Annotated in this window: 9 protein-coding genes and 1 pseudogene; 2 read left to right on the forward strand and 8 right to left on the reverse strand. The window is 74.0% G+C overall.

The genetic code is table 11. The features are described 5' to 3' along the window. Positions 1–22: 22 nt before the first annotated feature. The gene (locus tag AB0C17_RS25075) at positions 23–802 is read right to left on the reverse strand and encodes an SDR family oxidoreductase (RefSeq protein ID WP_357480694.1); all 780 of its coding nucleotides are present in this window, start codon (positions 800–802) and stop codon (positions 23–25) included. A gap of 124 nt (positions 803–926) precedes the next feature. On the opposite strand from AB0C17_RS25075, the gene AB0C17_RS25080 reads away from it, so the two are divergent. Further along, positions 927–1,553, forward strand: coding sequence for a TetR/AcrR family transcriptional regulator (locus AB0C17_RS25080; protein WP_357383891.1), 627 nt, complete (start codon positions 927–929; stop codon positions 1,551–1,553). A gap of 3 nt (positions 1,554–1,556) precedes the next feature. On the opposite strand, the gene AB0C17_RS25085 is transcribed toward AB0C17_RS25080, so the two are convergent. The 4 genes and pseudogenes from AB0C17_RS25085 to prmC all read right to left on the reverse strand — a co-directional run bounded on the left by AB0C17_RS25085 (position 1,557) and on the right by prmC (position 5,981). Next, positions 1,557–3,665: a transglycosylase domain-containing protein gene (locus AB0C17_RS25085; RefSeq protein ID WP_357383889.1), complete on the reverse strand. Its 2,109-nt coding sequence runs from the start codon at positions 3,663–3,665 to the stop codon at positions 1,557–1,559. 112 nt (positions 3,666–3,777) lie between these two features. Then, the gene (locus tag AB0C17_RS25090; protein ID WP_357480696.1) at positions 3,778–4,389 is read right to left on the reverse strand and encodes a phosphotyrosine protein phosphatase; all 612 of its coding nucleotides are present in this window, start codon (positions 4,387–4,389) and stop codon (positions 3,778–3,780) included. Further along, a pseudogene (locus AB0C17_RS25095) lies at positions 4,390–5,043 on the reverse strand (L-threonylcarbamoyladenylate synthase); the annotation flags it as partial. Continuing rightward, positions 5,034–5,981 carry a peptide chain release factor N(5)-glutamine methyltransferase gene (gene prmC, locus AB0C17_RS25100; RefSeq protein WP_357480699.1) on the reverse strand — a complete coding sequence of 316 codons (948 nt, stop codon included), beginning with the start codon at positions 5,979–5,981 and terminating at the stop codon, positions 5,034–5,036. The gene prmC and the pseudogene AB0C17_RS25095, both read right to left, overlap by 10 nt. Positions 5,982–6,054: 73 nt before the next feature. Between prmC and AB0C17_RS25105 the strand changes: the two genes are divergently transcribed. After that, a complete protein-coding gene (locus AB0C17_RS25105) occupies positions 6,055–7,608 on the forward strand; it encodes a GGDEF domain-containing protein (protein ID WP_357474647.1) in 1,554 nt (517 codons plus the stop codon). Positions 7,609–7,676: 68 nt separating this feature from the next. On the opposite strand, the gene prfA is transcribed toward AB0C17_RS25105, so the two are convergent. The 3 genes from prfA to AB0C17_RS25120 all read right to left on the reverse strand — a co-directional run bounded on the left by prfA (position 7,677) and on the right by AB0C17_RS25120 (position 12,935). Next, positions 7,677–8,765, reverse strand: a complete 1,089-nt coding sequence (gene prfA, locus AB0C17_RS25110; protein WP_357383880.1) for a peptide chain release factor 1 — start codon at positions 8,763–8,765, stop codon at positions 7,677–7,679. 88 nt (positions 8,766–8,853) lie between these two features. Then, a complete protein-coding gene (gene rpmE / locus AB0C17_RS25115) occupies positions 8,854–9,078 on the reverse strand; it encodes a 50S ribosomal protein L31 (RefSeq protein WP_184688060.1) in 225 nt (74 codons plus the stop codon). A 404-nt stretch (positions 9,079–9,482) separates the two neighbouring features. Continuing rightward, a complete protein-coding gene (locus AB0C17_RS25120) occupies positions 9,483–12,935 on the reverse strand; it encodes a phosphodiester glycosidase family protein (protein WP_357474643.1) in 3,453 nt (1,150 codons plus the stop codon). Between the last annotated feature and the right edge of the window lie 100 nt (positions 12,936–13,035).

Raw genomic sequence — 13,035 nt, forward strand, 5'->3', positions numbered from 1 at the left:
GAAGCGCCGGGCACGGCGGGCCTCACGCGGCTTCCTTCCGCAGCGCGGGGCCGAGCAGCAGCCCTCCGTCGATGACGTACTCGGCTCCGGTGATGAAGGCCGCGTCCGGCGACGTGAGGAACACCAGCAGCGCGGTGACGTCGGCGGGCTGCCCGAGTCGCGGTACGGCGAACGGCTCGGGCGAGTAGAAGTCGGCGATCGGGGCGTCGCTGCCGGCCGCCGGCTCGGTGATGAACGGCGTGTCGACCACGCCGGGGTGGATCGCGTTGACGCGGATGTTGTCGCGGCCAAGCTCCAGCGCGGCGGTCCGGGTGAGCCCTCGTACCGCCCACTTGCCGGCGACGTAGGGCGCGTAGAAGGCGGTGCCGCCGAAGCCCATGGTGGAGCCGATGTTGACGATCGCTCCTCCGCCCGCGCGCCGCAGCGCCGGGGCAGCTGCCCTGATGCCGAGGAAGGTGCCGGTGAGGTTGACGTCGAGGATGCGCGCCCAGGTGGCCCGGTCGGTGGACTCGATGAGGGCCGGTGGGTTCTGCACCCCGGCGTTGTTGACCAGGATCGTGAGCGCGCCGAACGCCTTCTCGGTCTCCGCGACGGCGGCGGCCCACGACTCCTCCCGGGAGACGTCCAGGGAGACGAACCGTGCCCGGTGGCCCAGCTCGGCGGCGAGGCCGGCGCCCCGCTCGGCGTCGATCGCACCGATGACGACGTTTGCGCCTTCGGCGTGCAGGGCGCGAACGTGGCTGGCCCCCTGCCCGCCGGTGCCGCCGGTCACGAGAACTGTCTGATTGGCGAAGCGGGACATCGGATCCTCCGGTACGTGCGGTACGACAACCCGGGAAACGGGTGGTGAGTCAATTGACTCACCATTTCGAAGCTACGCCGCCGCACATGGTGAGTCAACCCACTCACCTCGCTACGATGGGCGCATGACCCCAGCGCCGTCGGCCTATCACCAGCGCGTGGCGGAGGAGAAGCGCGCGCTGATCGTGCAGGCCGCCACCGAGCTCTTCCTGGAGTTGGGCTACGACCGGGCCTCACTGGCACGCGTCGCCGCCGGCGCCGGCGTGTCGAAGGCGACGCTGTTCAAGCAGTTCCCGACGAAGGCGGCATTGTTCGACGCGATCGTCGTCGACTCGTGGGCCCGCAACGACGTCGCCGACGTGCCGCCCACCGGTGACCTGGCGGCCGGCTTGACGGTTCTCGGGCGGCACTACGCGACGCTGTTGAGCCGGCCGGAGATGACCGACCTGTTCCGCATCGTCATCGCCGAACTGCCGCGCTTCCCCGAACTGGCCAGAGCGCACTTCGCGCAGGGCAAACTGCCGTACTTCGAGTCCGTCCGGATCTACCTCTCGGCCGAACACGACGCGGGGGTCGCCGACGTCGCCGACCCGGAGATGGCCGCCACGCACTTCCTCGGGATGATCTCCAACTACCTGCTCTGGCCGCGCCTGGTCCTCCCGGACTGGACGGTCACCCCCGAGCGCACGGCAGCTGTCGTCGACGAAGCCGTCCGGACCATGGTCGCTCGGTACGGCAGGTCGACGAGCTGACTCTCAGTTGCCGGTGCGCGGGCTGGTGTGCTGGAAGGCCACGGCCTGGCCCGGCGGGACGAAGTCGCGTACCGGCTCGTCGCGCAGCGACCACGCCAGGATGCGGCCCACGGCGGCGATCTGCCGCTTCTGCACGCCACCACCGACCGCGTCCCGGGGATCGTCCGGGTTCGCGGCGATCGTCGCCACCGACAGCTGCGGGGTGAACGCCACGACCGTCTCGGTGGCGTTCCGCTCCGAGCTGCCGGTCTTGCCCGCCACCGGCCGGCGCAGGCCCGGGGCCAACTCCTCGGCCGTGCCGCCGTCGCAGCGCCGGTACATCGACTGGTCGCCGACCGGGCAGCGGCTGGCGTCGGCCGCCGCGCGGGCCACCTCGGTGTCCAGCACCTGCCGGCAGTCGGCGTTCCCGGCCGCGACCCTGCGGCCGGACGGGTCGGTGATCGAGGTGACCGGCGTGGGCCGGCACCACGTGCCCTCGGCGGCCACCGCGGCGTACGCGCCGGCCAGGTCCAGCGGCGTGGTGGCGGAGACGCCGAGCGTGAACGGCCCCCAGCTCTTGGCACCCTCGCGGGCCATCCGGGCATCCGCCGGAGCGCGGAACACGATGCCCAGCCGCTGGGCCATCTCGACCACCCGGTCCGCGCCGACGCGCTCGGTCAGCCAGGCGAAGTACGTGTTCACCGAGCGCCCGAACGCGTCCCACATGTCCCGGTCGCCGTCCATCCAGGAGGCGTTGGCGTTCTCCGGGCACCACCGGCCGCCGCAACTCGCCGGGCCGGCGCCGACCGGGTACTGCGTCACGTAGACGCGCGGGGCGTCGAACTCGGTGTCCAGCGGCAGCCCGGACTCCAGCGCGGCCAGCAGCGCGAACAGCTTGAACGTCGAGCCCGCCTGGTAGCCGGTGATGCCGCCACCGCCGGCCACGAGCTGGTTGACCGTGTTCGGGTAGTTCTGCTGCCCGTCCGGGTTGGCGGCCGCGCCGTAGGCGCGGTTCACCGCCATCGCCAGCACCCGGCCGGTACCCGGTTGCACCACGGCCGTCGGCGCCGCGCGGGCGATCGTCTCCGGGTAGATCTCCCGCACCTGCTCGCTCGCCTTGGCCTGCACGTCCGGGTCGAGCGAGGACACGATCTTCCAGCCGCCGCGGCGCAGTGTGCGCTGCCGTTCGTCGGCGGTCTCGCCGAACGCCGGCTGGGCGTTCCACCACTGCGTGAACCAGTCGCAGAAGAAGCCCCAGTCGTTGTGCTCGGCGGAGACCGCGGCGCAGTCGTTGGGGGTGGTGTTCGGCTTGAGGGCCAGTTCCGTCGCCTTCGCCGCCTCGGCGTCCGCCGCGCCGACCCGGCCGGTCTCCACCATCCGGTCCAGCACGTACGCCCGGCGCTGCCGGGCCGAGTCGGCGTCGCCGCTGATCGGGTCGTCGGCCGGGGAGCGGACCAGCCCGGCGAGCAGCGCGGCCTGGGCCAGCGTGAGCCGGTCCGGCGTGGTGGAGAAGTAGCGCTTGCTGGCGGCGGCGATCCCGTACGCCCCGGCGCCGAAGTACGCGATGTTCAGGTAGCGCCCGAGGATCTCGTCCTTGCCGACCTGCCGTTCCAGCGTCAGCGCGTACCGCATCTCGCGGATCTTGCGGCCGACGGTGATCTCGGTGGCGGCGGCGCGCTGCTCCTCGGTCAGCCGGGGGTCACCGGCCAGCGCGTTGCGCACGTACTGCATGGTCAGCGTGGAGGCGCCCTGGCGGGTGCCCTCGCGGCGGTTGGCCGTGAACGCCCGCGCCACGCCGCGCACGTCCACGCCGTGGTGCTCGTAGAAGCGCACGTCCTCGGCGGCCACGATGGCGTCGCGCATCACCGGTGCCACCTCGCCGACCGGCACGTCCACCCGGTCCTCGACGTAGAACGAGGTGATCAGCGTCCGCCCGTCGCTCGCGTACAGGTTGGAGCGCTGCGCCGGCTGCGGCGTCCTGAGCGCCTCCGGCAGCGCGGTGTACGGCATCAGGTTCTTCACGCCCAGCCCGAAGACGAGCGCGGCCGGCAGTGCGGCGGCGGCCAGGGCCAGTCCGGCGAGCACGCCGGCCAGCACAACGGTGAACAGCTTGTCGAGATAGGCCCGGTTCATCAGCTCTCCCCGCAGGAGCCGGCCGTACGGACCCGTTCAGAATGGCCCGAATGTGCGCTTTGGCCGCCACCTTCCGAGAAAGGCGCAGAAAGTTCGCGAGGAAGGATGAATCTCAGGGCAACAGCGCGGCAGCCAGCGGCTGCACCGTCTCCTCGATCTCGTCCGCGACCCGGCTGAAGCACTGGTCGCCCCGGCCCCACGGGTCGTCCAGATCGTCTGTGGGCAGCGCGGAGGCGTTCTGCCGGGCCGCGTCGACGGCCGCCACCAGCGCGACACCGCGCGCGAACACGGCGTCCGGCGTCGGCTCGGCCGGCGGCAGGGCGGCGCGGTCCAGCCCGCCGAGCAGGCGGCCGAACTCACCGAGGACGAACGTGCGCGCGGCGGCGTCCGGCCGCAACGCCACCACGTACTCCTGCTGGTCGGCCGTGGCGGTGAGCACCAGGTCGGCGGCGTCGATCAGGTCGGAGCGCAGACGCCGGGCGGCGAACCCCTCGGTGTCGCCGCCGCGCGAGACCACCTGCCGGGCGGCGGGCGGGTTCATCTCCTCCCCCGCGTGCCAGCCGCCGGTGCCGGCGCTGTGGCTGTGCACCAGCGCGTCCGACCCGGCCGGGTCGACGTCGAGGCGGGCCAGCCGCTCGCGGACCGCGAGCAGCAGCAGCCGCTCGGCCATCGGCGACCGGCAGATGTTGCCCATGCAGACGTGCAGGACGGTGAAGGGCGGCACTCAGACCCCCCGCTCGTCGAGGATGTCCGGCACGACCTCCCGCAGCTTCGCCAGCGTCACCGCGCCCTCGCGCAGCACCCGCGGCACGTCGCCGGTCAGGTCGACGATGGTGCTCGGCACCGGGTCCACCGCCGGCCCGGCCTCCAGGTACGCCCGGACGCCGTAACCGAGCTGGTCGCGCGCCTCCTCGGCGGTGAGCGCGGCGGGCTGGCCGACCTTGTTCGCCGAGGCGACCGCCATCGGCCCGGTCTCGCGCAGCACCTCCAGCGCCACCGGGTGCAGCGGCATCCGCACCGCCACCGTGCCGCTGTTGTCGCCCAGGTCCCAGGCGAGGCTCGGCGAGTGCTCCACCACGATGGTCAGCGCGCCCGGCCAGAACGCCTCGACCAGGTCGCGGGCCGCGCCGGGCAGCGAGAAGACCAGGCCGTCGAGCGTGTGCCGGGAGCCGATGAGCACCGGGGGCGCCTGCCGGGCGCCACCCTTGGTGTCCGCCAGAGCCTTCACCGCGTACGGGGTGAAGGCGTCCGCCCCGACGCCGTAGACCGTGTCGGTCGGCAGGACGACGAGTTCCCCGTTCTTGACGGCCTCGATGGCAGCGGCGATGCCGCGGTCCCGGTCGGCGAGCGACCGACAGTCGTAGAGCATCACGAGGAGTCAGTCTGCCACGCCCGGCCGGGGTCGGGGTGGGTGCCGTCCGCCCGCCGGGACGCGCTCGCCCAGCGGGGCCGCCCGGCCAGGTCCCGGTGCTCCTCGACCCGGTCGTAGCGGCCGTCACCGCGCAGCAGCGCCGGCACCTCCTCCGCGTGCGTGTCGTCGTGCTCGACGCCGATCACGCCGCCCGGGCGCAGCAGCTCGGCGGCCCGGCGCACCACCGGGCGGATCACGTCCAGCCCGTCCGCGCCGCCGAACACCGCCTCGTCCGGATCGTGCCCGGCCACCTCCGGCGGCACGATCACCGACCTCGGCACGTACGGCGGGTTGCAGAGCAGCACGTCGACCCGCCCGGCCAGGCCGGCCAGCAGCTCCGGGTCGGTCACGTCGGCGGCCACCACCTCGACCGGCCGGTCCCCGGCGGCGGCCCGGTCCGCCGCGTTGCGACGCAGCCAGGCCAGCGCGGCCGGGGACCGCTCCACCGCCACCACCCGGGCCGCGGGCACCTCCTGCGCGACGGCGAGGGCGATCGCGCCGGAACCACTGCACAGGTCGACCACGAGCGGCGCGGCGTGCTCCCGGGCCCGCTCGACGCCCCAGCCGGCCAGCAGTTCGGTCTCCGGCCGGGGCACGAAGACACCCGGCCCGACCGCCAACTCCAGGTGCCGGAAACCGGCCGAGCCGAGCAGGTGCTGCAACGGCTCCCGGGTCACCCGCCGCCCGACGAGGGCGTCCAGGCGGTCACGCTGCGCCGGGGTGAAGCCGTCGGCGAGCGCCAGCCGGCCACGCGGCACTTCCAGGACGTACGCGGCGAGCTGCTCGGCCTCGGCGCGGGGCGCCTCGACGCCGGCCGCCGCGAGCGCGCGCGCCACCCGGTTGATCACCAGCGACGGGCGTTCGCGTTCTGTCCCTTCGGACGGGTGTTGCGGGAGTGCTGTCACGCAATAATCATGAGGCGTAGCGGCCCACCTCACGAACGGGTGCGTCCGGGCGCACACCGCAGGGAGGTCGCGAGTGGGCTGGCTCGACCAGGTCGAGGACCAGGTTGACGCTCTCCGCCGCGCTCGGTCCCTCCAGGAAGCCAGCCGGTCCGCGGAGGCGTGCGCCCTGCTCGACCGCGTCATCCGCACCACGGCCGACCCGTACGCCCGCGCCGACGCGCTCGTGCAACGCCTGTCCGCGCTGATCAACCTCGGCCGGACCGCCGAGTTCACCAGGGCTGTCGAGGACGCCTCCGCCGCCGTACGCGACCTGGCCGAGCCCTACCTGCACGGGCACCTCAACGCGCTGGCCGCGCTCGCCGCCCACCACCAGGGCGCGCTCGACAGGTGCGTGACGCACCTGGTCCGGGCCGCCCGCGCGCTCGGCGCCGACGACACCCCCGACCGGGACACCGCCTGGGGCTGGCACGACCTGGCGATGGCGTACTCGTACCTCAGCTTCCACGGCCACGCGCTCGGCGCGATCGAGCGCGCCCGGGAGGTCGGGCTCAGCGTCGGCATCCCCGAGGAGACGTTCGCCGCGCCGGGCATCCGGCTGCGTAACGCGGTCGCGCTCGACCACAACGGCGACAGCGACGGCTGCCTGCGGGTGCTGCGCGACGTGGCCGGCGACCTGGCCCGGTTCCTGCGCGGCGGGCGGGCCGGCAACCTGCGCCCGAGCAGCCTGGCCGCGTACGGCTACGCCGCCGCCCGCCGGGCCGCGCTCGGCGACCGGGTGGAGTCCGCCGGGGACGCCGACCCGAACCGGCTGCTCGGCCACGGCGGGGACAGCGCCCGCGCCCGCGACCTGCGCCAGCTCGGTCAGGTCTGCCTGGCGGTGGCCGACGGCCGTCCGATCGAGGCGGTCACCCGGCTGGACTCGCTCCGGGTCTCCGCCGAGACGCTCGGCGCGGCCGAGGCGCCCCGGCTGCGCAGCGTGGCGCTGGCCCGGGCCGGTGACCACGCGGGCGCGCACCGGGCCGACCGGCACGCGTTCCGGCTGGCGGCACAGCGCAGCGACCGGCTGCGGGACGTCTACATCGACGGCATCGCCGCCCGGATCGACCACGAGGAGATGCGCCGCGAGGCGGCCCGGTACGAGGGCGAGGCACTCACCGACCCGCTCACCGGCCTGCCCAACCGGCGCCGGCTGGAGCGCTACCTGGGCGCCGTGGTGTCCCGGGGCGAACGGGTCGTGATCGGCGTCTGCGACCTCGACGGGTTCAAGGCGGTGAACACCCGTCACGGCCACCACTCCGGCGACCTGGTGCTGCAACGGGTGGCCGGAGTGATCAACCGGGTGATGCGGCGGGGTGACTTCGTGGCCCGCTACGGCGGCGACGAGTTCGTCGTGGTGCTGCCCGACACCGGCATGCCGGAGGCGGTCGAGGTGGCCCGCCGGATCGAGGCGGCCGTGCGCACCGAGGACTGGGAGTCCCTGGTCCCCGGCACGCCGGTCGGGGTGACGATCGGCTTCGCCGAGGTCGACGGCAGCACCACGGTGAGCGTCCGGGAGGCGCTCGGCGCCGCGTTCGAGCTGGCCGACCGGGAGATGCTGCGCGCCAAGGCCCGGTTGCGGGCGAGCTGAGCGGTAAGGAAGGGCCCCCTGTTAACGCCTCCGGTAGAGCAGGGGCCCCCGCTTAACACCCCGTGCGGTCAGCGGCGGGACAGCTCGGTCTCGCCGGCCAGCCGGGCCGCGCGGTCCGCCTCGGCCAGTGCGTCGAGCACCCCGTCCAGCTCGCCGGCCAGGGCCAGGTCCAGGTTGTACGCGGTGTAGCCGATGCGGTGGTCGGTGATCCGGTTCTGCGGGAAGTTGTAGGTGCGGATCCGCTCGGACCGGTCCACGGTGCGGACCTGCGCCTTGCGGGCGTCCGACGCCGCCGCGTCCGCCTGCTCCTGGGCGGCGGCGAGCAGCCGGGCGCGCAGGATGCGCATGGCCTGCTCCCGGTTCTGCAGCTGGGACTTCTCGTTCTGGCAGGAGACCACGATGCCGGTCGGCACGTGGGTGATGCGGACCGCCGAGTCGGTGGTGTTCACCGACTGCCCACCGGGGCCGGACGAGCGGAACACGTCGATGCGCAGCTCGTTCGGGTCGATGGTGACGTCCACGTCCTCCGCCTCGGGCAGCACCAGCACCCCGGCGGCGCTGGTGTGGATGCGGCCCTGCGACTCGGTGACCGGTACGCGCTGCACCCGGTGCACGCCGCCCTCCCACTTGAGCCGGGACCAGACGCCGTTGCCGCCCTCCGGCACGCCCTTGCTCTTGATCGCCAGCGAGACGTCCTTGACGCCGCCGAGGTCGGAGTCCTGCGCGTCGATCACCTCGGTGACCCAGCCGTGCCGCTCGGCGTACCTGGTGTACATCCGCAGCAGGTCCCCGGCGAACAGCGCGGACTCCTCGCCGCCCTCACCGGCCTTGATCTCGACGATCACGTCCTTGGCGTCGTGCGGGTCGCGCGGGATGAGCAGTTCCGCGAGCCGTTCCTCAAGGGCCGGCAGGGAGGCGGCGATGGTGTCCGCCTCGGCGGCGAACGACGCGTCCTCGGCGGCCAGTTCCCGGGCGGCGGTCAGGTCGGCGCGGGCCTGCTCCAGCTCGCCGGCCGCCTTGTGCAGCGGAACCAGTTCGGCGTATCGACGGCCGACCCGCCGGGCGGTGCCCTGGTCGGCGTGGATGGCCGGGTCGGCCAGCCGCCGCTCCAGCTCGGCGTACTCGTCGAGGAGGGCGGCCAGGCGCTCACTGCTCATGCTGCGGGTGCTCCTTGGTGATGAAACCGGCGCAAACGGACGAACGCCCGTGCCCGGCAAAAGCCGGACACGGGCGTCGTCGACGGAGCTACTTGGCCTTCTTGGCCTGAACCTTGGCGTACTTCTGCTGGAACTTCGCGACCCGGCCGGCGGTGTCCAGCACGCGCTGCTTACCGGTGTAGAACGGGTGGCAGGCGCTGCAGGTCTCGACGCTGATGGCGCCGCCCTTGGCGGTGCTGCGGGTCGTGAAGGAGTTGCCGCAGGAGCAGCGGACCTCGGTGGTCGCGTACTCCGGGTGGATGTTGGGCTTCATGTCGCCTCGGTCCTTTCGTCGGTGGTCGCCGGGTCGCCGTCGGTGCTCCCCGCCGTCACGACGGGCTCGGGCGTGAACCGGAACCGGTGGCCGATTGACCAGTCTGCCACGGGCGTCTTCCACCCGGCACAGGAGGTCCGCCACCTCCAACGCCGGCCCACCCCTCAGCATTCCCACCCCCACCCCACCCACTCCCCCGGCCCACCCGCGCCCACCCACCACCCGCCCGCCCCGGGCCCCGCCCCGAGCCCGGCGATCATGAACTTAGCGGCACTTCCCGCCCCTTTTGTCCAGGCCAACTTCATGATCGCCGGAGCGGGAGCCGGGGCCGGGCGAGGGGGGCGCGGACTGGGCGAGGGGTGCGGCCGGGGCTCCTCCCCCAGGATGAGGAGCCCCGGTCCGGGTCAGGCCGCGGGGGCGCGGACAGCTGCGGCGGTGGTCACAGTCGCCTCGGCCTTCACGCCGTTGACAGTCACCGCCAGCAGGATCTGCGCGCCGGGACGCAGCGCGGTCAGCCGGCCGGTGGCCGGGTCGAACCAGGCGGCGTGCCACGGACGAATGCCGACGACGCCCCCGATGTGCAGGCTCGGCGAGCCGGACCAGTCGGCGCTGACCGGCGCGGCCACCGGCACCTGCCGCCCGCTCGGCTGGGTGAGCGTGGCCGTGACGTCCACCGGCGAGCCCTGGCGCACCTGCGCGGGCGCGGTCAGCGCGAGCCGGTCGACGTGCGCGTGCGTCTCCGCACTCACCCACGTCGGCCCCTCGGCCAGCGGGTCACGGCGGGCCCGCTCGGCCTCGCCCGGCGTCACCGGGTCCACCCCGAACTCGGTCCAGCCGGTGAACCCGCCGAGCGCGGCCGGGGTGGACGGGTCCTTGCCCGAGTTGCCGTTGATCACGTACGGCACGCCGTCCACCCGGTCGGCGTGGAACGTGCCGACGTGGCCGTTGACCATCAGCGCCCCCTTGCCGGTGCGGTGCTGGAAGTCGGCCAGCCACTGCTCCACGAGCGCCGCCTCCTTGCGGTCGCCGAGCTGGCTGGCCTTGGCCGGGCTGGGGTCGCGCGGCGGGTGGTGGAAGAACACCGCCACCGAACCCACCGAGCGGTCGGCGGCGGCCTGGTCGAGCGTACGGCGCAGCAGTTCCACCTGGTCGAACCCGCCGCCGCGCAGCGACCCGGTGGCGGTGCTCAGCGTGAGGAACCGGGTGCCCCGGTGGTCGAAGACGCGCGAGGTGTCCCCGAAGACGCTGCGGAAGTTGTCGATCGGCGCGCCCATGATCTCGTGGTTGCCCGGCACGTAGTGGTACGGCACCTCGCCGCCCAGTTCCTCGTCCAGGATGCGCTTGGCCAGCGTGAAGTCCGCCGGGTAGGCGGTGTCCACGAAGTCGCCGTTGATGATCAGGAAGTCCGGCCGGGCGGCGCGGACCTCGCGCAGCGTACGGCGGGCCTGGGCGACCAGGTCGCTGTCCGGGTTCGCGGCGACGAACTGCGCGTCGGAGAGCACCGCGAAGCGCCAGGGCGCCCCGTCCACAGTGCCGTCGCGCAGCACCACCCGATCGGTGCGGTTCGGCTCCGGCGGCGCCTGCACGTCCGGCGGCACCCGGGCCACCAGGTCGTCGATCACCACCTCGCTGCGGTACTGCTTGGCCGGGTCGGTCTCGGCCACGTAGAACCGGCGCACCCGCACCGGGTACTGCACGCCCGGCGGTACGGCGAACTCGACGTACTTCCAGCCGGTCCAGTCCAGGTACGGGCCGCGCAGCACGAACTGGGTGTCCTGCGCGTCGTGCAGGTGCAGGCTCGGCCACTCGCCGGTGCCGTTCGCCTTGATCCACATCCCGAACGCCTGCGGCTGGCCGGGTACGTCGATCCAGGCGGGCGGGTCGGCGTACGCGGCCCGGGTGCCGGTGGACTGGCTGAAGTCGTACGACATCCGCAGCCCGCCATCGGTGTGGCCCTCGGCCGGGGCGACCGACCCGGAGGCGCGGGCCTGGCTGAACTTCCACGACGCGGCGTCGTCGAAACCGGCCACCGGCACGTCGGTCAGCCCGACGGTCACCGGCAGGACCGTGCTGCGGTTGCCGACCCGGGCGGTGACCAGCGCCGAGCCGCTCGCGGCAAGCGCCTTGACGGACAGGTTGCCGTCGGCGGTGGGGGTGACGGAGAGCAGGTCGCTGTCGTACTCCAGCTTCAGGTCGGCCGGCTCGATCGGCGCGGTGTTGCCCTCGGCGTCGAAGCCGACCACGCCGAACAGGCCGGTGTCGCCGGCCCGGTCCAGGCCGACCCGGTCGACGGTGCCGTCGATGCGCGCAAGCGGGCCGAGCACCGTCAGCTCGATGGCGCCCCGGGCGCGTCCCCGGGTGGCCGTGACGGTGCTGCGCCCGGGAACCGCGGCCCGGAACACGCCGTCGCCGTCCACCCGGCCGTGGGTGGCGTGCCAGCGCGGCTCGCCGGCGGCCGGGCCGTACGTCTCGTCGTATCCGGCGGCGGTGAGCCGGCGGGTGAGGCCGGGGAAGACCCGGTCCGGCCGGCCGCCGCGCACCGGCGCGACACCGGGTGCGGCGGTCGGGTCGCTGGCGGTCTCCAGCCAGTAGCCGGTGAGCCGGCCGCTGCCCTTCGGCGCGTAGACGGCGAGCCCGTTCGGCACCGGCCGCTCGCTGCCGTCGGACGGGCTGTTCTCCACCTGGACCGTGGCCGCGCCCGGCTCCCGGGCGAGCAGCGTGGACGAGCCGCCGCCGTCGAGGTTGAGCGCGTTCGCGGCGCCCAGCTCGGCCATCATGCGGCCCATCTCGGTCTGGGTGACGCCCCGGCTGTCCACCTGGCGCCCGTCCACCGTCAGCATGATCATCTTGCGCCCGTCGGCGGAGAAGCCGACTGCGGTGCGCGGGGCCAGCGACTCGTCGGCGATGTTCTGCACCACGCCGTCACGGACCAGCACGTTGCCGCCGCCGACGGCGGCGCGCAGGTCACCGCCGTCGGCGGCGCGCGGTCGCCAGGTCAGGTCCACCGCGTCGCCGGGACGTAGCGCGGCGAGCGCGTCGGCGCCGGCCTCGCGGCCGAGCAACACCGTGCTGCCGGCCGGGATCGGCCCCTCGCCCGCCGTGGTGGCCACGTTCGCCACCCGGCCGCCGGTCACCGTCACCTCGACCGTGCGGGCCGCGCCCTCCACGGCCCGCCTGCGGGTGTACGACCCCCAGAGCGGCGTGAACACGCCCACGCCGTCGCGCTGCACCATGTTGTTGAACTGGGTCAGCGGCACCGGCCCGGCGGGCAGCGTGGCGCTGCCCTCGAAGCCGACCTGGACGACCCGGCCGATGCCCTGAGCGCTGATCCCGACCGCGTTCGGGTGCCCGGCGACCGGCGACTGCACCAGCTCGCCGGAGCGGACGCCGACGCCCTGGGCGGCACCGGAGTTGTTGATGTCGAAGAAGTCGCCGTTCACCGCCGCGACGGCACGGGAACGGTCCACCGCGGCGCGCAGCGGCTCGTCCTTGGTGACCTCGCCGGAGTTGACGTAGTCGACGGTGAGCCCGCCGGCCAGGTCGGCGGTGAGGGCGTCGGCGCGCAGCCAGCCGGCCGCGTCGTACCTGTCGAAGGAGGTCAGGTCGAGGCCGGGCGCGACCGGCCGGGTGGTCTTGGCGGTCTCCAGGCCGCCGGCCGGTTCCACACCGGCGAGCGCGACGGCGGAGTCAGGGCGGGACGAGGCGCGCGGCGCGTCCTCGGCGGCGGTGGCGGCCGGCGGTGCGGCAGCCGGCGGCCCGGCGGCCGTGGCGGCGGACGGCGCCGGCGTGGTGATCGTCAGCAACGGCGTCAGCAGCAGGACGCCGGCGAGGCGGGCGGGTCGACTGCGGGTTCGCATGGACGACAGTCAACCCGACGGTGAACAGAAGTTTCAATACCTAACGGCTTAACCGTAGAAAAACTTCACGGGCGGGCCGCCCGGTACGCGACGAGGGGCA

Source organism: Micromonospora sp. NPDC048887 (genome assembly GCF_040649715.1).
In the GTDB taxonomy this organism is placed as follows: domain Bacteria; phylum Actinomycetota; class Actinomycetes; order Mycobacteriales; family Micromonosporaceae; genus Micromonospora.

Excerpts from the sequence above, each read along its gene's own strand:
- AB0C17_RS25075 (WP_357480694.1), bottom strand. The coding sequence starts at position 802 with ATGTCCCGCTTCGCCAATCAGACAGTTCTCGTGACCGGCGGCACCGGC.
- AB0C17_RS25080 (WP_357383891.1), top strand. The coding sequence starts at position 927 with ATGACCCCAGCGCCGTCGGCCTATCACCAGCGCGTGGCGGAGGAGAAG.
- AB0C17_RS25085 (WP_357383889.1), bottom strand. The coding sequence starts at position 3,665 with ATGAACCGGGCCTATCTCGACAAGCTGTTCACCGTTGTGCTGGCCGGC.
- prfA (WP_357383880.1), bottom strand. The coding sequence starts at position 8,765 with ATGAGCAGTGAGCGCCTGGCCGCCCTCCTCGACGAGTACGCCGAGCTG.
- rpmE (WP_184688060.1), bottom strand. The coding sequence starts at position 9,078 with ATGAAGCCCAACATCCACCCGGAGTACGCGACCACCGAGGTCCGCTGC.
- AB0C17_RS25120 (WP_357474643.1), bottom strand. The coding sequence starts at position 12,935 with ATGCGAACCCGCAGTCGACCCGCCCGCCTCGCCGGCGTCCTGCTGCTG.